Source organism: Kitasatospora sp. MAA19, assembly GCF_029894125.1.
In the GTDB taxonomy this organism is placed as follows: domain Bacteria; phylum Actinomycetota; class Actinomycetes; order Streptomycetales; family Streptomycetaceae; genus Kitasatospora.
The window spans coordinates 69,954-92,893 of sequence record NZ_JARXYZ010000027.1 but is presented as its reverse complement, the minus strand read 5'-3'; the positions used below and the strand labels follow the sequence as shown (position 1 = coordinate 92,893).

18 protein-coding genes are annotated in these 22,940 nt (G+C 72.8%); 7 read left to right on the top strand and 11 right to left on the bottom strand.

Going from position 1 to position 22,940, the window contains the following annotated elements:
• Entirely contained in the window at nt 1-996 is a 996-nt protein-coding gene (locus P3T27_RS30890; protein ID WP_280684450.1) for a streptomycin biosynthesis protein, read from the bottom strand.
• 432 nt (nt 997-1,428) lie between these two features.
• On the opposite strand from P3T27_RS30890, the gene P3T27_RS30885 reads away from it, so the two are divergent.
• The 4 genes from P3T27_RS30885 (at nt 1,429) to P3T27_RS30870 (ending at nt 5,950) form a co-directional block, all read left to right on the top strand.
• Complete coding sequence (locus tag P3T27_RS30885) at nt 1,429-1,611, top strand: hypothetical protein (RefSeq protein ID WP_280684448.1); 183 nt, start codon at nt 1,429-1,431, stop codon at nt 1,609-1,611.
• A gap of 59 nt (nt 1,612-1,670) precedes the next feature.
• Nucleotides 1,671-3,947: a TOMM precursor leader peptide-binding protein gene (locus P3T27_RS30880; protein ID WP_280684459.1), complete on the top strand. Its 2,277-nt coding sequence runs from the start codon at nt 1,671-1,673 to the stop codon at nt 3,945-3,947.
• A gap of 87 nt (nt 3,948-4,034) precedes the next feature.
• The gene (locus P3T27_RS30875; RefSeq protein WP_280684445.1) at nt 4,035-5,249 is read left to right on the top strand and encodes a histidine kinase; all 1,215 of its coding nucleotides are present in this window, start codon (nt 4,035-4,037) and stop codon (nt 5,247-5,249) included.
• An 89-nt stretch (nt 5,250-5,338) separates the two neighbouring features.
• Nucleotides 5,339-5,950 (top strand): response regulator transcription factor, encoded by a 612-nt coding sequence (locus P3T27_RS30870; protein ID WP_280684443.1) that lies wholly within the window; start codon nt 5,339-5,341, stop codon nt 5,948-5,950.
• A 13-nt stretch (nt 5,951-5,963) separates the two neighbouring features.
• Here the strand turns inward: P3T27_RS30870 and P3T27_RS30865 are convergent, their stop codons facing one another.
• The 4 genes from P3T27_RS30865 to P3T27_RS30850 all read right to left on the bottom strand — a co-directional run bounded on the left by P3T27_RS30865 (nt 5,964) and on the right by P3T27_RS30850 (nt 10,404).
• Nucleotides 5,964-6,620 carry an NADH oxidase gene (locus tag P3T27_RS30865; RefSeq protein WP_280684442.1) on the bottom strand — a complete coding sequence of 219 codons (657 nt, stop codon included), beginning with the start codon at nt 6,618-6,620 and terminating at the stop codon, nt 5,964-5,966.
• A gap of 114 nt (nt 6,621-6,734) precedes the next feature.
• Nucleotides 6,735-8,237 (bottom strand): alpha/beta hydrolase, encoded by a 1,503-nt coding sequence (locus P3T27_RS30860; RefSeq protein ID WP_280684440.1) that lies wholly within the window; start codon nt 8,235-8,237, stop codon nt 6,735-6,737.
• 185 nt (nt 8,238-8,422) lie between these two features.
• Nucleotides 8,423-9,127 carry a response regulator transcription factor gene (locus P3T27_RS30855; protein ID WP_280684438.1) on the bottom strand — a complete coding sequence of 235 codons (705 nt, stop codon included), beginning with the start codon at nt 9,125-9,127 and terminating at the stop codon, nt 8,423-8,425.
• Nucleotides 9,124-10,404 (bottom strand): histidine kinase, encoded by a 1,281-nt coding sequence (locus P3T27_RS30850; RefSeq protein WP_280684436.1) that lies wholly within the window; start codon nt 10,402-10,404, stop codon nt 9,124-9,126. The genes P3T27_RS30855 and P3T27_RS30850 overlap by 4 nt, the downstream gene beginning before the upstream one ends.
• Before the next feature lie 250 nt (nt 10,405-10,654).
• Between P3T27_RS30850 and P3T27_RS30845 the strand changes: the two genes are divergently transcribed.
• The gene (locus P3T27_RS30845; RefSeq protein ID WP_280684435.1) at nt 10,655-10,951 is read left to right on the top strand and encodes a DUF4190 domain-containing protein; all 297 of its coding nucleotides are present in this window, start codon (nt 10,655-10,657) and stop codon (nt 10,949-10,951) included.
• 75 nt (nt 10,952-11,026) lie between these two features.
• A complete protein-coding gene (locus P3T27_RS30840; RefSeq protein ID WP_280684434.1) occupies nt 11,027-12,214 on the top strand; it encodes a serine hydrolase domain-containing protein in 1,188 nt (395 codons plus the stop codon).
• Between the two features lie 107 nt (nt 12,215-12,321).
• Here the strand turns inward: P3T27_RS30840 and P3T27_RS30835 are convergent, their stop codons facing one another.
• A complete protein-coding gene (locus P3T27_RS30835) occupies nt 12,322-13,566 on the bottom strand; it encodes an agmatine deiminase family protein (RefSeq protein ID WP_280684432.1) in 1,245 nt (414 codons plus the stop codon).
• Nucleotides 13,567-13,713: 147 nt separating this feature from the next.
• Here P3T27_RS30835 and P3T27_RS30830 point away from each other — a divergent pair, with 147 nt between their 5' ends.
• Complete coding sequence (locus P3T27_RS30830; RefSeq protein WP_280684430.1) at nt 13,714-14,349, top strand: TetR family transcriptional regulator; 636 nt, start codon at nt 13,714-13,716, stop codon at nt 14,347-14,349.
• 46 nt (nt 14,350-14,395) lie between these two features.
• On the opposite strand, the gene P3T27_RS30825 is transcribed toward P3T27_RS30830, so the two are convergent.
• From P3T27_RS30825 to P3T27_RS30805, 5 genes are all read right to left on the bottom strand, one after another.
• On the bottom strand, nt 14,396-16,252 hold the full coding sequence (locus tag P3T27_RS30825; RefSeq protein WP_280684428.1) for an ABC transporter ATP-binding protein: 1,857 nt from the start codon (nt 16,250-16,252) through the stop codon (nt 14,396-14,398).
• 866 nt (nt 16,253-17,118) lie between these two features.
• Nucleotides 17,119-18,207: a tryptophan 7-halogenase gene (locus P3T27_RS30820; RefSeq protein ID WP_280684426.1), complete on the bottom strand. Its 1,089-nt coding sequence runs from the start codon at nt 18,205-18,207 to the stop codon at nt 17,119-17,121.
• A complete protein-coding gene (locus tag P3T27_RS30815) occupies nt 18,204-20,180 on the bottom strand; it encodes a LodA/GoxA family CTQ-dependent oxidase (protein WP_280684424.1) in 1,977 nt (658 codons plus the stop codon). The genes P3T27_RS30820 and P3T27_RS30815 overlap by 4 nt, the downstream gene beginning before the upstream one ends.
• Before the next feature lie 239 nt (nt 20,181-20,419).
• Nucleotides 20,420-21,877 (bottom strand): aldehyde dehydrogenase family protein, encoded by a 1,458-nt coding sequence (locus tag P3T27_RS30810; protein ID WP_280684422.1) that lies wholly within the window; start codon nt 21,875-21,877, stop codon nt 20,420-20,422.
• Between the two features lie 37 nt (nt 21,878-21,914).
• Nucleotides 21,915-22,925 (bottom strand): alcohol dehydrogenase catalytic domain-containing protein, encoded by a 1,011-nt coding sequence (locus P3T27_RS30805; protein WP_280684420.1) that lies wholly within the window; start codon nt 22,923-22,925, stop codon nt 21,915-21,917.
• Nucleotides 22,926-22,940 lie beyond the last annotated feature (15 nt).

Below are 22,940 nucleotides of genomic sequence, written 5' to 3'. Positions count from 1 at the left end.
TCACGGGCGGCGCGTCTCCAACTCGGCGGCCAGGCGCAGCCAGTGGTCGGCGCAGCGGCGCGCGGCCTGCGCCAGCAGCTCCACCTGGTGGCCCGGGACCCCCTGGGCCATCCGGTGCCAGTCGTCGTCGTCGCCGATGTGGTGGTCGCTGAGCATCCGCAGCAGCCTGCGGCCCGCCTCGGTGCGCAGCGAGGGGTCCTTGCCCAGACTCGACAGCACCAGTCGGCGCGGCTGCGCGGGCCGGACCGGGTCGGCCTGGCGTGCGGGCACGGTGCACCCGCGGGGCTCGGTCCCGGCCGCGCCAAGGCGGCCGCGGGGGGCCACCGGGTCCTGCCCGGCGCGCATCCGGTCCCGGACGTCCTTGGCGGTGGCCGGGGCAATACCGGCCGACTCGGCGATCTCCCGCAGCGAGGCCTCGGGGTGGGCGGCGATCAGCTCGGCCGCCCGCCGACGCCCCTCCGCCGCGTGCAGCGGCCTGGCCCGTCCGTCCCGTCCCACCCGGACGTTCAACTGTCCGTCCTGGTCGGTCGAACGGCGCCGCAGCGCCGCGACGGTGCCGGCCGCAAGGCCGGTGCTGGCGGCGACCCGGCGGTCGGACCAGTACGGGAAGGTCGCCAGGATGCGGTCGGCCGCGGCGTTGCGGTCGGCCTGGGTCAGCGGCAGGCCGTGGGCGATGTTCAGCCGGACTGCGAGGACGAAGGCGTCGGCCTCCTCGCCGTCGAAGAACTCGACCTCGATGCCGTCGTCCCCGCGCAGCTGCGCGGCGCGCAGCCGGTGCATGCCGTCGATCACCCGCATGGTGCTGCGCTGAACCAGGATCGGCGGCAGCCCGGTGTCCAACTGGGCCAGGACCCGGGCGTGTTCGTCGCTCTCGCCGTTGACGCGGGGCGAGTGGGAGGGCTGCAGCAGGTCCAGCGGAACCCGCGCCCGCTCGCGCCCCGTGCCGCCCGCGGTGGGCAGGGCCGTCCTGAGCGGTGTGACGTCGGTGACCTTCATGAGGTGTCCGTTCCTCCCCGTACTGAGCTCCGCATCAACAGGCGAGACAAAAGGAATTCCGAGGACTGGAATGCGCAGGCAGGGCGTCTGCGGCAATGAGAACCGTAGGCTCCGGTCAAGTCGGCGGACAGTGAAGGCTTAACCGGTCTCCGCATGAATTCCACGCCCGTCGGATGTGAATTTCTCACCCCCAGGCCTTCCCCCACCCGTGCGCGAGGCCGCGCGACCACACCGCCGTCGAAGCGATTCTGACGCTTCCTTGATGCGCAGCGGTCTTGACTTCCGGGCAGCCGTACGGATCCCGGAGTGGCCCGTTCCGGAATCCGTGAGAACTTCACATCCGCGCGGTGAATCCACCACTGTCTGCGCCTGACCACGTCAGGCAGGATCGCAACCGCCCCGCAAGACCGACCGGACAGGAGTGATGACACCATGAGTACCACCACCCTTCCCCTCGCCCGCCTGGGCGAGCTCGGCGTGACCGGCGCGACCTCCCCACTCGTGATCGAGGACCTCGACGGGTCCTTCGACAACGGCACCGCCCTCTTCACCGCCTGCGTCCTGTACCCGCCGCTCGAGCGGTCCCACGGCCGACCGGTGTCGGGCGCCCGCTGAAACGGGAGACGGGGGAAGTGATGCAGGAAACGGGGGGGACAGAATTGACCACGGCGGATATGGGCGGCGCCCGTCTCGGCCTCAAAAGCCACCTTTCGGCATTCCCGGTCCCCGGCGAGGCCGTCTATCTGGTCTCGCAGCGCGGGGTCACCGCGCTGTCCGGCCGGCCCGCCGCGATCCTGGTGCCGCTCCTGGACGGCAGCCGGGACGAACCGGCCGTGGTGCGGGACGCGGCGCCCGCGATGGGCCGGGACGACGTGCTCGCCGCGCTGCGCAGCCTGGAGGCGGCGGGCCTGCTGCGCCGGCGCGCCCTCGGCTGGGCCCCGGACGCCCCGCCGCAACCGGTGGACCGGGCCGAGGAGGCGTACTGGGACCTGGCCGGCCTGGACGGCAGCCGGGTTCCGTACACGGTGGCCGCCCGCCCGGTCCACCTCACCGCGCTGACCGACGTCGACCTCGACCAGGTGCGCAACGCCTGCGCCGAGTCGGGGCTCACGGTCACGGCGTCCAGGCCGGACGCAGCGCTGGAGATCGTCCTGTGCGACGACTACCTGGACCCGCGGCTCGCGGAGATCGACGCCGCGCACCGCCTGGCGGGCCGGCCCTGGCTGCCGGTGGCGGTGGGAACCGCCACTTCCTGGGTCGGGCCGGTGTTCCGCCCCGGCGAGGGACCGTGCTGGCACTGCCTGGCCACCCGGTTGCAGGACCACCGCCACTCGGAGTCGCCGCTGCGGCGCGCGCTCGGACTGGACGGTCCGCCGCCCCGGCCCATGGCGACACTGGCGGCGGGCCGCTCAATGACCGTGCACCTGGCTGTACTGGAGGCCGCCAAGTGGCTGGCGGGTGTGCGCAACAGCGCTCAGGACGCCGTGCACACCCTGGACACCCTCACCTCCACCGCTGCGGCCCATCCGGTGGCCCGGCGCCCGCAGTGCCCCGCCTGCGGAGACCCGGGCCTGGTCGCCAGGCGGGCCGCCGCCCCGTTCGTCCCGGTCTCCCGTCCCAAGGCCGCCCGGCACCTCAACGGCCACCGGGCGCTGACCCCGGCCCAGATGCTGGAACGTTACGCCCACCTGGTCGACCCGGTCACCGGCATCATCCGGGAGATCCGCCGGGCGCCCGGCAGCCCCTCCTTCGTCCAGGCGTTCCTGTCCGGGCGCAACCTCGCCATGCGCAGCGCCTCGCTGGCGGGGCTGCGCGCGGGCCTGCGCTCGCTCAGCGGCGGCAAGGGCCTGACCGAGGAGGAGGCCCGGACCAGCGCGCTCGGCGAGGCGGTCGAGCGCTACAGCGGCACCCGGCACGGCGACGAGCCCACGCTGCGCGCCAGCTACCGCTCGCTCGGTCCGGTCGCCGTGCACCCCAACGCCTGCCAGCTGTACGCCGAGGCCCAGTTGGCGGACCGGGACGGGTGGAACGAGCGGGGTTCGCAGCTCCAGTACGTCCCCCCGCGCTTCGACGAGGACCGGCCCACCGACTGGACGCCCGTCTGGTCCCTGACCGGGCGCACCCGGCGGCTGCTGCCGACCTCGATGCTCTACTACAGCGACCGGGCCGCCCCCGACGGGCTGTGCGCGGACTCCAACGGCAACGCCGCCGGCAGCTGCGCGGAGGACGCGCTGGTCCAGGGGTTCCTGGAACTGATCGAGCGGGACGCGGTGGCGCTGTGGTGGTACAACCGCACCCGCCACCGGGCCGTCGCCCTCGACGCCTTCGACGATCCCCGGATCGACCGCCTGCGCGCCACCTACCGCGACCAGCACCGCGAAACCTGGGCGCTCGACCTCACCTCGGACTTCGGCATCCCGGTGGTGGTCGCACTGTCCCGGCGCACCGACAAGCCGGCCGAGGACGTCATCTTCGGCTTCGGCGCGCACTTCGACCCCCGGGTCGCCGTGTGCCGGGCCCTGACCGAGATGGGCCAGCTGCTGCCCCTGGTCGCCGGGGTGACGCCCTCGGGCTCGGGCTACCGGATCAACGATCCGGACGCGCTGGCCTGGTGGCAGCACGCCACCCCGGCGAACCAGCCGTACCTGTGGGCCGACCCGGAGCGGCCGCCGGCCGGTCCGGACGCGTGGAGGTACGCGCCCACCGACGACCTGCTCCAGGACGTCTCTTTCCTCACCGAGTTGGTGCGTTCCAAAGGAATGGAACTGCTGGTCCTGAACCAGACCCGGCCGGACCTTGAACTGCCCGTGGTGAAGGTGATAATTCCCGGACTGCGGCATTTCTGGCCCCGCTTCGGCCCGGGTCGACTATTCACCGCACCGGTGTCCCTGGGTCACCGCAAGGAGCCGACCCCGTACGAAGAGCTGAACCCCATTCCGCTTTTCGTATGACTCATCGGCTGACCCATGATCAGGAGTCACACCATATGATTCCTCCAGTCACAGCCGCCGGCCGGCAGGAAGACAACGGGGGAAACCATGGTGGAGACTCACGGTGAGGCGGGGTCCACTCGGGAGACGACGCCCTCCGGTCCGGACACGTCGGATCTCACGACCCGGCTCTCGGCCCGGGCCATCCTCGTCGTCGCCCTGCTGTGCTACAGCGGCGTCACCGTCAACAACCTGTTCGGGGCACACCTGTCCCGCGCGGCACTCGTCATCTGCGTCGTCTGCCAACTGGTCATGTTCTTCCTGCAATTGAGGCACTCCAGCCCGGGCGCCGCCCGGGCGCCGCTGCGGCAGAAGTGCCTGACCCTCGGCACCCAGGCGCTGCTGACCTACCTGCCCATCACGCTCTTCCACAGCGTCTGGGGCTCCATGGCGGGATTCCTGGCCGGCTCCCTGCTGCTGCTCCTGCCCGGCTGGCTCGCCTGGGCCACGTACGGTTTCGTCGGCCTGACCATGGTGATCCCGCCGGCGATCGACCATCTCTCCACCCAGGACAGCGTCTACCTGCTCCAGTCGACCCTGCTGACCGGCCTCGTCGTCTACAGCCTGTCCCGGCTGGCGGCGCTGGTGCAGGCGCTGCACGAGGCCCGCGGCCAGCTGGCCGACATGGCCGTCACCCGGGAGCGCCTGCGGTTCGCCCGCGACCTGCACGACCTGCTCGGCTACAGCCTGTCGGCGATCACCCTCAAGACGGAGCTGATCCAGCGGCTGGTGACCACCAATCCGCGGCGCGCCCTGGACGAGGTCGGCGACGTCCTGGAGATCTCCCGGGAGTCGCTCGCCGACGTCCGCGCCATCTCCAACGGCCTGCGGCACATGTCCCTGAAGCAGGAGCTGGGTTCGGCCCGGTCGCTGCTGGAAGCGGCGGGCCTGCGGGTGCAGGTCGAGGCGGACACCGAGGAGTTGGAGCTGCCGGTCGACTCCGTCCTCGCCACCGTGCTCCGTGAGGCGGTCACCAACCTGCTGCGGCACTCCCACGCGACGTTCTGCACCGTACAGGTCGCCCGGGAGGCGGGTCTGGTCCGGCTGACCGTGACCAACGACGGCGTGGACCCCGCCTACCGGGACACCTCGGCGCACAGTGGCAGCGGCCTGGGCAACCTGCGGGAGCGGCTGCTCGTGCAGTCGGGCACGCTGAACGTCGAGCGGGGCACGGACGGCACGTTCCGGCTGATCGCCGAGGCCCCGGCCCGGGGCCGGCTCAAGTCGGTCGGCCGGGACGAGCGGGGCGAATCCGCCGCCTGACCCGGCCGTCCGGCCCCGGCGCCCTCTCCCGACGATCGATCCCGGCGCCTGATCACACGTCAACCATCCGCCCCTGGAGGAACTTCGCCGTGACCATCCGCATTCTGCTGGCCGAGGACATGCACATGGTGCGTGGCGCCCTGGTCGCACTCCTCAATCTGGAGGACGACCTGGAGATCGTCGGTGAACTCGAACGCGGCGACGAGATCCTGCCCACCGCCCGGGAGCTCCGGCCGGACGTGGCCGTCATCGACGTCGACCTGCCCGGTATGGACGGACTCGCCGCCGCCGCCCTGTTGCGCAAGCACGTCCCGGAGTGCCGGACCGTGATCCTCACCAGCCTCGGCCGGCCGGGCACGCTCCGCCGCGCCCTGGAGGCGCAGGTCTCCGGTTTCCTGCTGAAGGACGCCCGGCCGCAGGAACTGGCCACCGCGATCCGCAAGGTGGCGGCGGGACAGCGGGCGATCGACTCCCAACTCGCCCTCGCCGCCTGGGGAAGCACCGGGACGCCGCTGACCGAGCGGGAGACGGAGGTGCTCCAGCTGGCCGCCGACGGGGCCGAACCCCGGGAGATCGCGAACCAGTTGAACCTGTCCCTGGGGACCGTGCGCAACTACCTGACCACCACCGTGACCAAGCTCAACGCCCGCAACCGGGTCGACGCCATCAAGCTCGCCCGCGAGGCCGGCTGGCTGCTGTGAGGCGGCGCCCGGTTCAATCCTCCGGCGACGCCGGCCGACTCGGCGACCCGGGAGCGGCGTCGCGGATGTGGGTGAGCATGCCCGCGGCCACCAGGTACTCCAGGATGCTGCGGGTGACCGACCAGGGCAGCGGAAGCTCCCGTGAGACGGCGTCCGGCGTGGTGGGCCAGGCCAGCCTGGCGACCACCCAGGCCGCCTCCGGTCGGTGCAGTTCGACCCGGTAGGCGGCGCCCTTCCGCCGGAGCACGATCCGGTTGCCGTCCACCGTGAACGATGCGCCCCGGGGCAGTTGCAGACGGCTCCGGGCAGGGAGCCGGGCCACGGCGAGGAGGGCGGTGGGCACCAGGGGGACGACGGAGAGCAGCGGGCCGCGCAGATCGTCCACGCCCAGGGTGCACACCACGAGGTGCGGGATGCGTTTGAGGACGCGGGAGAGGGCCGACTGCACTTCGTCCGGCGAGAGGCCGCTGTCCGAGCCGGCCTCGACGTTGGTGAGGAGTACGGGGCCGAGTTCCATGCGCCGGAGCGCCTCGGCGACGACCAGCGGTTCGTCTTTGATGTGTTCGGTCCCGAAGAGACCGACCAGAACAAGCTCACCGTCGAGGGCGCCCGGGTGTACGGCGACGTCCTCGGCCAGCGACCACAGATGCACGACGGGGCACTCGTCCATGATTCCCACCGGCTCCCTCGTCTCGACGGCTCTTAGCCGGAGTATGCGAGCAGGGAAGTGGCCGCGGACAGTAAGGAAATCACGAAGCCGGTGTGAAGATGTCATACCTCGGCTTCAGGCGGGAAGCCGGCCGGTGAGCAGGAAGGCGGTGAACGGGCCGCTGACCCGGGGATCGCCGAAGTCGACGCCGTGGCCCGCCGCGTCGACGGTCAGCATGGCGGCCCGGTGGCCGAAGGCGGCCAGGGTCTGCCGGGCGCCGGAGTACGGGGTGGCGGGGTCGTGCCGGTTCTGCAGCAGCAGGACGTTGCGCGGCCCGGCGGGGTTCGGGCGCACCTGCGGCTCCTTCGGACGGTAGTGCCAGAAGGCGCACGGCCAGACGTTGCCGCCCATCCCGGCGGTGAGCGGGTAACGCTCCCGGTCGGCGGCGGTGCGGGCCGCGTAGTAGGCCGGATCGCGCGGCCAGGCGGAGTCGTCGCAGATCACGGCATCCTGCGCGGCGACGAAGTTGTCCGGGATCACCCGCGGGAGCGGGCTGCCCGAGGAGCCGCCCGGCGGCGTCGTGGCGCGGGTGGCGGCCAGCTGCAGGACGACGGCCGCCAGCGGGTAGTAGCGCGGGTTGGTCAGCGAGGAGTACGTGACGGCCCGTAGCACGGTGCCGGTGAGCGTCCGGCCGTCGGTCAGGACCAGCGGCGCCTGGTCGAGTTCGGCGCCCAGCCGCAGGTACGTCGCCCGTACGGCCTCGGGGGCGGCGCCGAGGTGCAGGGTGGCGTCACGGGCGGCGAGGTACCCGGCCAGGGCCGGGAAGGTGTCCTCGGCGCCCTCGCCGAACAGGCTCACCCCCTGCTGCTCGCCGTCCGGGGCCACCGTGCTGTCCAGCACGACGCGGTCGGTGCGGGTGGGGAAGAGGCTCGCGTAGACCTGGCCGAGGTAGGTGGCGTACGAGGTGCCCAGGTAGGAGATCCTGCGCACGCCCAGCGCGGCCCGGATCCGGTCCAGGTCGCGGGCCGAGTTGGCGGTGGTGATGTCGGCGAGGTAGGAGCCGCCCGCGGCCGCGCAGGCGTCGGCCACCGTCCTGGCGTAGGCGAGGTTCGCGGTGATCGAGCCGTCGGGGGCCGGAAAGGGGTAGTTGAGCTGGGCGGCGCGGTCGGCCTCGGACAGGTCGCAGTGCACCGGGGTGCTGTTGCCCACGCCGCGCTCGTCGAAGCCGATCAGGTCGTAGGAGGCGAGCACCGCGGGCGGCAGGAACGACACCGCCTCGCCCGGGTAGTCGAGTCCGGAGCCGCCGGGCCCGCCGGGCACCACCACGAGGTCGCCCTTGCGGTGCGCCGGGTCGGCGGTGCGGATCCGGGAGACGGTGAGGGTGAGGGTGCCGGACCGCCGGTCCCGGTAGTCGCGGGGGACGCGCAGGGTCGCGCACTGCTCGCGCGGATCGCGCGGGAACGGCACGCCGTTGGCGTTCGGGGTCGGCGCCGGGCACGCGCCCCAGGCGAGCGCGGCGGGAGCGGCAGGAGCCGTGGGAGCGGCTTCGGCGGCGGAGGGGGCCAGGACGGCCGGCAGCAGCACGAGGCACACCAACAGGCCGCCGGTCGCGGCCTTCCGGCGGAGGAGTGCGGTCATGGCGCGACGGTACGGCGGCGGCCCGGCGGTCGGCCTCGGCGCCGGGGTGGACATCGCGCCGGCGGCACTCCACCCGCCCGCCGCGCCCGCCTCCACCCGGCGGTGGACACCGGCGCCAGGCCGGGTCAGGACGCCTCACGCCGCCCCACGCCGCCCCACGCCGCCCCACGCCGCCTCACGCCGCCTCAGCCGGCGAACCCCGGCACCACCAGGCCGGACTCGTACGCGATCACCACCGCGTGGGTCCGGTTCTGCGCGCCGAGCTTGGTCAGCACGTTCCCGACGTGCGTCTTCACCGTCTCCAGGGTCACCGTGAGCGACTGCGCGATCTCCGGGTTGGACAGGCCGGTGGCCATCGCCCGCAGCACCTCCTCCTCACGTCCCGTCAGCGCCGCCCGCGGCAAGGCCTCGGCGGAGTCCAGCGGGCGGGCCGCGACCATCCGGCGCAGCGCCGCCGGGAAGAGGATCGCCTCCCCGGCCGCCACCACCCGCACCGCCTCCGCGATCTGCCGCACCGGAAGCCGCTTGAGCACGAACCCGCTGGCGCCCGCGCCGAGCGCGGCGGTGACGTAGCCGTCGTTCTCGAAGGTGGTGATCACCACGACCTTCGGCGGTTCGGCCGACCCGGCCAGCAGCTGCCGGGTGGCGTCGATCCCGTTGCGGCGCGGCATCCGGACGTCCATCAGGACCACGTCCGGCCGCAGCAGCAGCGCCTGCTCGACCGCCTCGACGCCGTCGGCCGCCTCCCCGACCACCGCGATCCCCGGCTGTGCCGCGAGCAGGGTGCGCAGGCCGCTGCGGGTCACCTCGTCGTCGTCCGCGATCAGGAGCGTGACGGGGGTTCCCGCGGGGCCGGTAGCGGTGGCTTCACCCGTCGCGGAGCCGGTCACGCGGACAACCGTACCGGCAGCCGGACCGCCAACCGCCAGCGCTGCGGGCCGTCCTGGCCGGCCTCGATCTCACCGTGCAGCAGCCGCACCCGCTCGGCCAGCCCGGGCAGGCCGTGCCCGGACGTCGGGAAGGCGCCCCGGCCCGTACCGGCCCCGGTCCGGTTGACCACGCTGAGCTCCAGCCCGTCCGGCGCGGCCGCCACCCGGACCTCGATCGGACCGCCCGCCCCGTGCCGCAGCGCGTTCGTCAGCCCCTCCTGCAGGATCCGGTACGCCGCCCGGGAGAGCGTGCCCTGCACCTGCGTCAGGTCGCCCGACAGCTCCGGCTCCACCACCGCGCCCGCGTGCCGCAGCCGGTCCAGCAGCTCGGGCAGGTCGGCCAGGGTCCGGGCCGGCGCCGTCCCGGCCTCCTCCTCGCGCAGCACGCCCAGCACGTAGTCCAGGTCCTCCAGCGCGGCCCGGGTCGACTCCTCGATGCTGCGCATGGCGGCCCGCGCGGCCGCCGGATCGGCGGCGAGCACCTCGCCCGCCACCGCGGCCTGGATCGTGGCCGCCGTCAGCGTGTGCCCGATCGAGTCGTGCAGTTCGTGGGCCAGTCGGTTGCGTTCGGCCAGCAGCAGCTCCCGCTCGGCCGCCAGCGCGAGCCGCTCGGCCGACGACGGGCCCAGCAGCGGCGGCGCCAGCCGGCGCAGGGCGCCCGTCACCAGCACGCACACGGCCAGCGCCAGCAGCAGGCAACCGAGCGCCACCGGCCAGCGCCAGGCGCCCGTCACCTGCACCGACCGGCCGAACAGGCTCAACCGCGCCTCGCCGTCGAGCCAGTCCCCGGGCAGGGACAGGGCCATGACGAACAGCACGCAGCTCGCCAACCCGCCCGTCCACCCCAGGGCCACGTGCAGCAGCAGCCAGAGCGGAGTCCGCCAGCGGTCGGCGCCGGGGTTCGCGGTTCCGGAGGACGCGGCGGCGCTCGGCGCGGTGCCGGGCGGGCTCGCGGGCCGACGGCCGGCCACCGGGTCCGGCAGCGGCACCCGCAGCAGCCGACGGGCGCCCACGACCAGCACCCGCCGCGTGGTGCGGGCCAGCCCGACCGCGGCGACCAGCGCCGCCCAGACCAGCAGGCACAGCGCGGCCTGCACTCCCCAGGGAGCCGATCGCCACAGCAGCGCCGGCAGCATGGCGAACGCCAGCAGTGGAAGGCTGGCCAACGCGCCGCAAGAGGCGAACAGCACACCCGCATACGTGGAGCCGCGCAGAAACGGCCGGATTCCCCTGAACATGGTCGCCAGTATGACCGGGCAGCTCAGCAGCGGCCTCCCCCGATCGAGGGAGCACTTTCTCCTGCCTTTCCGCGATGCGCACCCGGGCCCGCGGAAACCAGGATCGTGCCCCGACCAGTTGACGAGAGGGCTGCTGTTGAACGCGCAAGGGATGCCGAGGACAGGGCTGTCCAGGACAGGGACATCGCCGCATCACACGGCACCGACGCCGGTCGGCGGGAGCAACCCGTCCGGCGGAAACGGCCCGGCCGTGGCCGCCCTGGTGCTCGGCGTCCTCGGCCTGCTCACCTCGGTCGTCCTCGTCGGCGGCCTGTTCGGCGTCCTCGGCCTGATCCCGGGCGCCGTCGCCCTGCGGACGGCCCGGCGGACCGGCGTCGGCCGGGGCAGGGCGCTCACCGGCGTGGTGACGTCGGTCCTCGCGATCGCGGTGTCCGTCCTGGCCGTGTTCCTCCTGGCCTGGTACGCGAACAAGACGCAGGCCTGCTACCGGCCCGACAGCTTCCAGCAGTACCGGGAGTGCGTCCACCGGCAGTTCACCGGTCACTGACCGGACCCGGCCGACGGGTGGCCCCCGACATCGGCGCCCACCACCGTTTCCCGACGATTCCACAGGAGTTGACTCATGCGTGCGCAGACATGGCAGCGGATTCGTTCGTCCCGGCGGCAGCAGGGCGGTCGGCGACGGGCCGTGCCGGCGGCGGCCGCGATGGCCGTCGGCGTCCTGGCGATGAGCGCCCTGGCGCCCCCGGCCTCGGCCTCGGCCGCCGCCCGGCCGAACACCGCCCGGCCGGACACCGTCCAGCAGGGCCTGGACGCGCTGGTGCGCACCGACCGGCTGCCCGCCGCGCTGGCCTCCGTCCGCGGCCCGGACGGCCGCACCCGCATCTACACCGCCGGGGTCGGCGACCTGGCCACCGGCGCGAAGGTACCGGTCGACGGCCAGGTCCGGATCGGCAGCAACACCAAGACCTTCACCGCGGTCGTCGTGCTGCAACTGGTCGGCGAGGGGAAGGTCAGCCTCGACGCCCCGGTCGACACCTACCTGCCGGGCCTCGTACGCGGGGACGGGATCGACGGACGCCACATCACCGTCCGCCAACTGCTGCAGCAGACCAGCGGACTCCCCAACTACAGCACCTACCTCGGGGACGACGTCCGGTACTTCGACCCCCGCGACCTCCTCGACCTCGCGCTCCAGCACAAGGCCGACTTCGCCCCCGGCGAGAAGTGGGCGTACAGCAACACGAACTACCTGCTGGCCGGCCTGATCGTCCAGAAGATCACCGGACGCCCCCTCGCCGAGGAGATGGACCGACGCATCATCAAGCCCATCGGGCTGCGCCACACCTACTTCCCCGCCCCCGGCGACGCGACCATCCGGGAGGCCCACCCCAAGGGCTACTACCGGGATTCGGCCGGGGCGCCGCTGCTCGACGTCACGGAGACGGACCCGTCCTGGGGCTGGGCGGCGGGGCAGCTGGTCTCCACCGACTCCGACCTCAACCGGTTCTTCACCGCGCTCCTGCACGGCGACCTCCTCCCGGAGGCCCAGCTCGCCCAGATGCGCACCACCGTCGCCACCGAGTACCCCTTCGGCGACGGCGCCCGCTACGGACTGGGGATCGTGAGCAAGCCGCTGTCCTGCGGCGGTGTGTACTGGGGCCACGGCGGCAGCTTCCCGGGCTACGAGACCCGGGGCGGCGCCACGGACCGCGGCCGCGCCGCCAATGTCGCGGTGACCATGCAGCTGGACGACGAGGCGACCAGGAAGCACGTCGACGCCGTCGTGGACACGGCCCTCTGCCGCTGAACGACGCCGCCCGCAGAGCGCCGGTCCCCTGCGAGACCACAGGGGACCGGCGCCCGTTCCGCAGGGCCATGAGCCGAGGAACTCCCGCTCCGCTCGGCCCCGACGGGTCAGGGGATCGGCTGCGGCTGGGTGACGCAGTGGATGCCGCCGCCCCCGAGGCCGATGTAGTCGATGTTCAGTTGCTCGACGACCCGGCCCGGGAAGAGGGACCGGAGCGTCGCCTTCGCCGCCGCGTCGGCCCGGGGGTCGCCGAACTGGGCGGCGATCACGGCGCCGTTGCAGACGTAGTAGTTGGCGTAGGAGCCGACGAAGGCCGGATCGCTCTGCCGGATCGTGTAGTAGTCGGGGCCGCCGAGCTTGGTGGCCTGGATGCGGACGCCACGGGCGTCGGTGGCCGAGGAGAGCACGCCGTACTGGCTGAGCTCGTCCTTGGTCCAGACGTCCGACGGGTCGTCGGTGGCGTTCGGCTGCTGGACGAGGCCCCGGCCGGGGGCGAGGAAGCGCGAGGTCGCGTCGACGTGGTCGCCGGTGATGTCCTGGCCGGCGACCCCGGTGAACCAGATGACCTTCGTCGCGCCGTACCCGGCCGTCATCGCGTTCTCGGCCTGGGCCTGCGTCATGCCCGGGTTGCGGTTGGAGACGAGGATGCTGCTCCGGGTGGCCATCAGCGTGCCCGTGCCGTCGGTCTCGATGGCGCCGCCCTCCGAGACCAGTCCGGCCGCCGTGAACGGCACGCCGACGTGGGCGGCGACGCGGGCGGCGACCTTGCCGTCGTTGGTGAAGGTCTGGTTGCCGCCCCAGCCGTTGAAGTTGAGGCCGATCGCGTCCAGGCCGCCGAGCCCGTCGGTGCGGAAGACCGGGCCGGAGTCGCGCATCCAGCAGTCGTTGACGGGGATGGTGGTGAGCACGGTGACGTCGGCCGCCGGGCAGGCCCGGCGGGCGGCCGCGGCCGCGGCCGGGTTGGCGCACAGGTAGACGGGTTCGTACGTCGCGATGGTGTTGGCGACGAGTGCGATGTTGGCCTGGATCTGCGCGACCGAGGGGGTCGTGCCGCCACCGCGGCCGCCGCGGCGGCCGGTCCAGATGGCGGGGTCGTCCGGCCAGGCCATCCAGGTCCTGGTGTGGGCCACCGTGTCGATCGGCACCGCGAAGGTGCCGGCGAGCGCGGGGCCGACGGGCGCGCGCCCGGCCGCCGCGAGGTCGGCGCCGGCGCCCCGGACGGCTGCGGCGGCGCCGTCCGCCGCCCAGGCGGTGCCCGCCACCGCCAGCCCGGTGGCGGCGAGGAAGTTCCGCCGCCCGAGTACGCCCCGCGCTCTGCCGGACGAGACGTGCGGTTCGCTGTGACCGTTCATCTCCTGACCTCCCAGTCCTCTCCGTACGTGGCCGTTTCCACGTGGTGGCCATGACCGTAAAACTGACCAAGCGCTCGGTCAATACATCGCGCCGGTACCGGTACATTGCGCAAAGGGCAGCCCCCACGGGCTCGTTAGAGTTTCCGGATGGCCACGCGCTCCGACGACCCCCGCCCCCTCGCCCCCGCCCCCCGGCGCCCGCGCGCCTCGGCCAAGGGCGAGCAGACCCGGGCCCGGCTCCTGGCCGCCGCGCGCGAACTGCTCGCCGGGGACGGCACGGTGCCCTTCACCACGCGTAACGTCGCCGCCCTCGGCGGGGTGACGCACGGTATGTGCCACTACCACTTCCAGAACCGCACCGACCTCATCGTGGCGGTGGTGCGGAGCATCCGGCCGGAGTGGATCACCCCCCTGGAGGAGGCGGTGGCCGGCCCCGGGGCGTTCGCCGAGCGGGCCGAGCGGGTCATCGGGCTGCTGGCGGAGCCGGAGGCCGGCGACCTGGCGCGGGTGCACTCCGCCCTGCACTGGTTCGCCGCGAACGACGACAGCGTGCGGGAGAGCCTGGAGGCGGAGTACCGGCGGTGGCGGGCCTGCTTCGTCGCCCTGTTCCAGGTCCTGGCGGACGAGCACGGCGGCGCCTTCGACCCCCGCCCCCTGGGCGAGGCGGCCGCCGCCGGCACGGACGGCCTCGCCGCGTTCCAGTCCCTCGGCGCGCGGATCGACCCCGCCCCGGTGATGCGGGCCCTCATCCTCGGGCTCGCATCCGGCGCCACCGGCACCTGACCCGGGCCGCCGGACCACGGATACGCGGCCGCGACCCCGTCCGGGTTCAGGAGGTGAACTCCTCGATCGTGGGGACGTCGTCCGGCGGCCCGTGCAGGAGCTGGAGGCGGGCGTAGCCGGGGCTTGTGGCGAGCAGCTGGTCGTGGGTGCCGAGTCCGGCGACCCGGCCGTGTTCGAGGAAGACGATCTGGGTGGCGTCGCGGACGCTGAGCAGGTTGTGCGAGATGAGGATCGTCGTGCGGCCGCTCATCAGCAGGCGCAGGGGCTGGAGGATGCGCTGTCCGGATTCGGCGTCGAGGCCGGTGGTGGGCTCGTCCAGGATCAGGACGGGTGCGTCGCGGATCATCGCGCGGGCGATGGCGAGGCGCTGGCGCTGTCCGCCGGAGAGGAGCCGGCCGCGTTGGCCGACGACGGTGTCGTAGCCCTCCGGGAGCCCCGTGACGAAGTCGTGGGCGTCGGCGGCGCGGGCCGCCGCGACGATCTCCTGCTCGGTGGCGCCCGGGCGGCCGAAGGCGATGTTCTCGCGGACCGTGCCGTGCAGGACGAGGGTCTCCTGGAGGAGCACCGAGACGTGGTCGCGCAGGTCGGTGAGCCCGAGGTCGCGCAGATCGTGCCCGTCCAGCCGGACGGCGCCCTGGTCGGGATCGTAGAAACGCAGCAGCAGTTTCGCGATGGTGGACTTTCCGGCACCGCTCGTCCCGACCAGTGCCACGGTCTCGCCGGGGGCCACCTTGAAGGAGACGTCCGTGAGCGCCGACCGGGTCGTCTCCGGGTAGCGGAAGTGGACACCGTCGAACTCGACGGATCCCTCGGTCCGCCGCAGCGGGCAGGGGTGGGCGACCTCGGCGACCTGGGGGCGCTGGTCGAGCAGCTCGGCGATCCGCTCGGCGGAGGCGGACGCGGCGTAGAAGGTGTTGCTGAGCTGCGACATGCCCCGGATCGGGGTGTAGAGCCTGCTCAGCAGGGTCAGGAAGACCATCAGCCCACCCAGCGTGAGCCGGCCCTGGGTGAGCTCCCAGGTGCCCAGGCCCATCACGACCAGCGCGCCGACCAGCTCGATGACGTCCACGATCGGTCCGAACAGCGCGCCGATCCGGGTCGACGCCATCGTCGCGCGGTAGCGGCCGAGGCTCTCGCGCTGGAACCGCTCCTGCTCCCACCCCTGGCGGTTGTACGCCTGCACGAGCGCGATGTTGCCCAGGGTCTCCTCGGCGGTCGCGCTGATCGAGCCGCTGCGCCGGCGCCGTTCGCGCGAGACGGCCTTGATCAGACCGGAGAAGCCTCGGGCGGTGAACCAGAACAGCGGGGCGATGACCAGGGCCAGCAGGGTCAGTTCCCAGCTCAGGTAGAACAGGACGCCGAGGAAGAGTCCCAGTTGCACCACGTGCGAGAGGGCGTTGGCGACGCCGGAGAGCAGGAAGGTCTCGACGGCCTCGACGTCGCCGGTCACCCGGGTGAGGATGTCGCCGAGCTTTCGGCGTTCGAAGAATCCGAGGGACAGGTTCTGGACGTGGCGGAACACGTCGAATCGCAGGGTGAGCAGGAACTGTTCACTGACCCACGTGGAGACGACGCCGTCGATGAAGCCGATGACGCCGGAGAACAGCGTGAGCCCGACGAAGGCGAGCGCGATCGGCAGGAAGAGCTGCAGATTGCGGGGGACGAGCATGTCGTCGATCACGATCTTGAACAGCCAGATCTCGGCGGTGTCCACCACCGGCCCGATCACGATCATCAGGAAGATCACGATGAGCCATTTCCGGCGACCGCGCGTGTACGGCCAGAACCGCCGGAACAACTCCCGCATGGGGACCGGAGGCGCGGCCTCGACGATCTCGTCGGAATCCTGGGCGACGGTCACCAGGCGCCGCAACGCCGACCGCATGGCACGAATCGTGGTCATCACCCCGCGTCGTCCATCACAGGACCAGCCATGGCCGGGCATGAAGCCCGGCCATGGCCGGATCAACAGGGTCGAGTACTAACGGCCACCACCGCCGCCGCCGCCACCCCGTCCTCCCCCGTAGCCCCCGCCGCCCCCGTAGCCTCCGCCGCCCCCGTCGCCTCCGAAGTCACCGCGTCCTCCACGGCCTCCGAAGTCACCGAAGCTCGCATAGCCTCCGTAACCAAAGTCGTCACGGCCCCCATAGCCTCCGCGGCGCCCGCCGCCTCCCCAACCGCGGCCACCACCGCAGCCGATGTTCCATCGGTCGAAGAATCCCATGATGATCTTCTCCCTTCTCATGGACTACTTCCAACGTACTTGAGAAAACCGCGAGCTTGAGCAAAGTGTTCCCCCAGGAAGTATCAATCCAGTTCGCATAAGTATTCATTAATTCCTTGGACGGATAAGGGAAATTCGCTCTCGGTCCGTCACCCGCCGTGAACGCCGAACGCGGCGGTGACGGAAGGTCACCGCCGCGAGGCACCGCCGCGAGGCACCGCCGCGAGGCACCGCGGCGGAAGTCCGCGCCGGAAGTCCGCGCCGGGAACGGCCCACGGGGCGGACCCGGGGTGATCCGGCGGAATCGTCCACGCCTGGCGCTTCTTCACTCGTTGTGCTGAGGCCGGGGCATCCGGACCACCCGGTGACGCCAACGCGCAGGAGGATCAGGGGTGTTGCCGTCCGTTCGATCAACCGGCCGACGCAGCCGTCCACTCGGGCCGCCCTGACAGCGGAGACGTGCACGACCGACACCCGGACAGGCGCCGGGGTCCGCAGCGGGAGCCCGGACTCCGCCGTCGCGCGGGCGGCCTGCTCGCCGCCCGTCAGCCGCGCCCCGGATCGGCGTGCCGGCGCTGCCAGAACGGGCGGTCGGGCCAGCGCTGTTCGAGTCCGTAGTACGCGGCGTGGTTGCGCCGGTAGGCGGCGGTGATGCCGGCGAGGTCGGCGCCGTAGCGGGTGAGGGCGTGCGGGTCGCCGTCGAGATGGGCGTGGACGGCGAGGCCCGCGGCCCGGCCGGTGTGGAGGGCGGTGAGGATGCCCTGGGAGGAGAGCGGATCGAAGGCCGCGGCGGCGTCGCCGGCGGCGGTCCAGCCGTCGCCGTGGACGCGGTCGAGCCGGGCGCTGTGCGCGGGGGCGCGCGGGGGCGCGGGAAGTCTCCCGTGCGGTGCGGCACGGGCGGCGGTGGGATCGGTGGCGGCGAGGCGGCGGCGGAAGGTCTCGCCGTCGGGCCGGGCGCCGGGGAGGTCGGCGTCGGTGAAGAACGCGAGGAGCAGCCTTCGATCGGGCAGCAGGGCGCTGTACCACCAGCCGTCGGGTGCCGCCTCGACCAGGGTGGTGCCGTCCGCGGCGTCGGCCGGGCCGAGGGTGAGGTGGAGCGCCACGAGGCGGTCGCCGACCAGGCGGCGGGCGCCGTGGGTGGTGGCGATCGCGGCGCGGCGGCCGGTGGCGTCGACCAGCCAGCGGCAGCGCACCCCGCCGGGCGGGTGCGGGCCGCGAAGGGAGACGGTCCAGGTGCCGTCCGGGTGGCGGGTGCCGGGGCGGACCGTCGCCGCGCGGACGTCGACGCCGGCCACCGCCGCGGCCTCGCGCATCCGGCGGTCGAAGAGCGCGCGGTCCAGGTGCCAGCCGGGGCCGTACGGGTCGTTGATGCTGTCGACCGATCCCAGGACGTCCGATCCCCAGGCGGAGCGATTGCCGTAGCAGGGCAGGTGGCCTGCCCCCGGCACGGTGGCGGCCACCCCGAGGTCGTGCAGCAGCATGCGGGCGGCGGCCGGCAGGGCCTCGCCGAGCGCGGGCGGGCCGCCGGGGGCGTGGGCGAGCAGGACGCTGCGGCCCCCGGCGGCCAGGGCGAGGGCGGCGGCCGTACCCGTCGGTCCGCCGCCCGCGACCACCACGTCGTAGGCCGCTGTCACGCGCCGCCCTCGGCGCGCCTGCCGGCGTCCTCGCCGAACGGGTCGAGCTTGTCGAAGTACCCGATGGTGACCTCGTCCGCGGTGAGCCCGGTCAGCGCGAGGATCTCGCCGGCGGCCTGGGCCGTCAGCGCGTCCGTGGCGGCGGTCGCCGCGGGCACGTGGATGGCGGTCAGGTTCCGGTTGTCGGAGACGCCGTCGAGCGGGAAGCCCGGCTTCGACTCGACCTGCAGCCGCTCCGGGAAGCGGCCGTCGCCGACGGTGTACGGGCGGACCTCGACGATGCCGAACTCGTGCCACTCGGCGACGGCCTGCTTGAGCTGCTGCTTGTAGTCGCCCTTGAGGCCGCGCAGCCAGGAGGCGCGCCTGGCGAACGCGGCCTCGCGGCCGTCCTCGTCGGTCTGGGTGATCTCCTTGTTGACGATGTGGTAGTCGCTCTCCTTCAGCACGTGGTTGGGCACCCGGGCGGGCCAGAAGGTGGGCAGGTAGGGGTCGTAGCGGGGGCCGAGGTTGGCGTTGGACTCGTAGCCGGAGCGGCAGCTGGCGGTGTCGGTCTGCCAGGGGACGGCCATCCAGCGGGTCAGGTCGCCCGGGCCCTGTTCGTGCAGCGGTCCGTCGGCGCCGAGCGCCCTGGCCTGGCTGAGCGTGTCGCCGTAGTCCGGTTCGACGCTGCCCGAAGGCCGGTGGCGGATGCGCAGCGGCTCGGAGTACATCGTGGTGTGCCGGACCGGCCAGGTGACCTCGCAGCCGGGGTGGAAGGCGTCCGCGAGGCAGAAGTCGAGGGCGGCGCGGTCCAGCAGGGCGGGCTGGTCGGCCACCGGCGCGTCCTCCAGGCGGCTGGGGAAACCCTTCCACGGGGTGGTCTCGAACTCGCCCTTCATCCAGGAGAGCAGCGTCGCGTCCTGGGTCGGGGACAGGGCCAGGTACTGCAGGACGGAGTCGGGGTGGCTCTTCATGCCGTCGCCGTAGATCCAGGGCCAGGGCATCGGGGAGAGGCCGTCGCGCTTGGGGTCGCGCAGCGAGGTGTAGACCTGCCGGCGCAGTTCCTCGTAGGTGGGCGACGGGCTGGCGAGCTTGGCGAGGTGGTCGGGGGCGAGGAAGTGCTGCGGTCCGCCGAAGCCGAAGTGGGTGGCGAACCCCTTGTTCACCCACTGGAGTTCGCAGAACCGGTGCAGGATCGGCTTGACGTCCCGGTCGAAGTTGACGGTCTTGGGCGGGGCCAGCGTGCCCTGGGTGACGAAGAGGTCGTACAGCAGGTCGTGGAGGGTGCGGACGGTCTTGACGTCGGGCGCGTAGTTGGGCGGGGCGACGACGACCCAGGCGGGGTCGACGCGCACGGGTGTGCCGTCGATGGTGAGGGTGGCGGTGACCGGGCCGTCGGAGGTGTCGTCGCACCAGCCGTCGTTGTTCCCGTACGAGGTGAGCTCGCCGCCCTCGGGGTTGCGGGAGGTGCCGGGCCCGCCGAGGACGACGAGGCGGCCGTGCTCGTCGCTGTGCATCCGGCCGAGCGGGACGGGCGTGCCGAGGAAGGAGCCGCCGGTGAACTCCACGGCCTGCTTGCTGCCGGCGGTGAGGGTCTTGCGGCCGGGGTCGATGATCAGGCTCGCGCGGTCGGTGACCTTCTTGTTGCGCAGCGGCTCCGGGTGGTCCTTCATGTCGGGGATGTCCAGCGGGAGGCTGAACTCGTACCAGGCGGCCTTCTTGTTGGCCACGTGCACCGACCACTCGATGTGCACCTGCGGGTCGTCGGTGGTCAGCTCGCGCACGACCCGGCCGTCCGCGCCGTAGCCGTAGATCCGGAAGCGGGCCGCCTGGCGCTTGATCGCGCCCTGGCCGTCCTTGGTGAAGCCGGGCTTCGCGGCGGGCGGGTCCGGCACTTCGGGGCCGTGGAACCAGCCGTCCTCGCGGGTGCTGTTGCCCACCCTGGCGATGCCGATGGCGGGGTGGATCCTGGCGTAGGCGATGTCGTTGCCCAACGGGCACACCTCTCTCTGGTCGTTCTCTCCGGGGCGCACCGTCGACGGCGCGGAACAGGCGATCGATCGTCGAACGCCTGATGCGGCCGCCTTCCGGGATCTTCGGTAGACGGGCGACGGCAGTTGAGGGTGCGTTGGTGTGAAACAGCGGCGATCGGCCTCATCGGGTCGGTGTCACCGGCACCGTCCCGTCACGGGTCCCGTCACGGGTCCCGTCGCGGGTCCCGTCGCAGGTCCCGTCACGGGTCCTGGATGGTGCCGCTGGTGACGGTGATGTGCTTGTACTCGAGGAAGTCGTCCATCACGGCGAGGCCGTTCATGCGGCCGAGGCCGGACTGTTTGAAGCCGCCTTCCTCGAACTCGTCGTAGACCTTGGCCCAGTCGTTGATCCAGACGGTTCCGGCGTCGACGTCGCGGGCCACCCGCAGGGGCCGGTCGATGTCGCGGGACCAGATGCTGGCGGCGAGCCCGTACTGGTTGTCGTTGGCCAGGCGGACGGCTTCGGCCTCGGTGTCGAAGGTCTGGAGGGTGAGGACCGGGCCGAAGGTCTCCTGCTGGACGATGTCCAGGGAGTTGTCGGTGACCTCCAGCAGGCTGGGGCGGTAGAACGCGCCCTTGGCGAGCGGGCCTTCGGTGATCGGTCCGCCGCGGACCAGGGGTTTGGCGCCTGCGGCGATCGCCGCCTGGACGGCCTGGTCGATGCGTTCGGCGCCGGCTTTGTCGATGACGGGGCCGAGTTCGCTGGCGGGGTCGGCGGCCGGGCCGACCCGCAGGTTCTCCAACCGCTCCGTCAGGCGCTCGCGCAGGATATCGGCGATGCCGCGCTGGGCCAGTACCCGGCTGCCGGTCATGCAGAACTGGCCGTTGAAGACGGTGAGCGCGGTGACGAGGGCGGGTACGGCGGCGTCGAGGTCGGCGTCGTCGAAGACGATCATCGGTGTCTTGCCGCCGAGTTCCAGGCCGAAGCGCTTCAGGTGCTCGGCGCCGGTGGCGGAGATCGCGCGGCCGACCTTGGTGCTCCCGGTGTAGCTGATGCACGGCACGTCGGTGGAGGCCATCAGGTGGCGGGCGCCGTTCCCGTGGAGTTCGGTGAAGGCGTTGACCACGCCGGGCGGCAGCGAGCGGGTCTCGGAGAAGATCCGGTAGATCAGGGAGTTGAGCTGGGCGGTCTGGCCGGGCATCGCGACCACGGCGGTGGTGCCGGCGGCCAGGGCCGGGGCGAGGGAGCGGATCAGCAGGACCACCGGGGAGTTCCACGGGACGACGATCCCGGCGACCCCGCGGGCCTGCTTCAGCACCATGGAGAAGGTACCGGGCCTCACCTCCATCGCCCGGCCGTAGTCGGTGCGGATCACGGAGGCGTAGTAGCGGAGCTTGGGCGGGACCATCTCGACCTCGAAACGCGCGTGCGGCTTGAGCTTGCCGTTCTCCAGGGCCAGGACTTCGACGAGCTCGTCGGTGTGGTCCTGGAAGACGTGGGCCATCTCGTTGAGGGCCCGGGCGCGCCGCAGGCGGTCGTCCTTCCAGGAGGTGCCGTGGAACGTCTCCTTCGCGGCGGCGATGGCGGCCTCGGCCTCCGTCTCGCCGCCGTCGGCGTACCGGCCGATCGTCTCGCCGGTGGCCGGGTCGATGCTGTCGGCGTGCGTGGGAGAGTCGGCCCACGCGCCGTTGATCCAGTGCAGCGCGGTCGGCTTCATGGGGTTCCTGCCCTGTGCCTGGGGTCTCCGCGACGGGTCAGGGAACGAGCACCGCGCGGTACTTGGCCTTGTTCATGGTCTGGAAGACGGTTTCGGCCTGGTCGAGCGGGTGGGTCTCCACCATGGGGCGGACGCCCTTGAGGGCGGCGAAGGCCATCGCCTCCTCGCTGTCCTTGGCGTGGCCGCTGTACCAGCCGGCCACCGCGCGGCGGCCGAACACCAGCAGTTCCGGGTTCACGGAGATCGGTTCCTGGCCGGTGGCGATCACCACCAGGCGGCCGTTGGGCGCGAGGCCCTGGACCAGGTCGGCCTGGGAGGGGCTGTGACCGACGGTGGACAGGACGGCGGCCGCTCCCCCGAGCTTGGCCAGCGCCTCGCCCGCGCTGCCCTCCTCACTGTCGATGTACTCGTCCGCGCCGAGCCTGCGCGAGAGGTCCTCCTTGGTGCGGCCCCGGTTGATCGCCACCGTACGGAAGCCCATCTTGTCGGCGAACTGCACGGCCAGGTGGCCCAGGCCACCGATGCCCTGGACGGCGACGGTGTCACCGGGCCCCGCGCCGCTGTGGCGCAGCGCGTTGAAGGTGGTGATGCCCGCGCACATCAGCGGTCCGGCCTCCTCGAAGGAGAGCGCGTCGGGGATGCGGGCGAGCGCGTCCTGCGGTGCGACGGTGTACTCGGCGTAGCCGCCGTCGAAGGTGACGGCGACGACCCTGCCTTCCACGCAGTTGGCGAAGTCGCCCCGGCGGCACGGGTCGCAGACGTGGCAGCTGCCACCGTGCCAGCCGATGCCGGCCCGGTCCCCGACCTGCCAGGTGGTCACGCCGGGGCCGACGGCGTCGACCTCCCCGGCGATCTCGTGGCCGGGCACCCGGGGCAGCCGCACGCCCAGCAGGCCGTAGCGGACGACGTTCTCGCCGCCGCACACCCCGCAGGCCCGCACCCGTACCCGCACCTGGCCGGGGCCCGGCTCGGGGACCGGCAGTTCGGCCGCCTCGAAGGGCTTGCCGGCTTCGACCGCCTGTACGGCCCTCATGGTCGACTGACTCATCACCGTTCTCCTGCG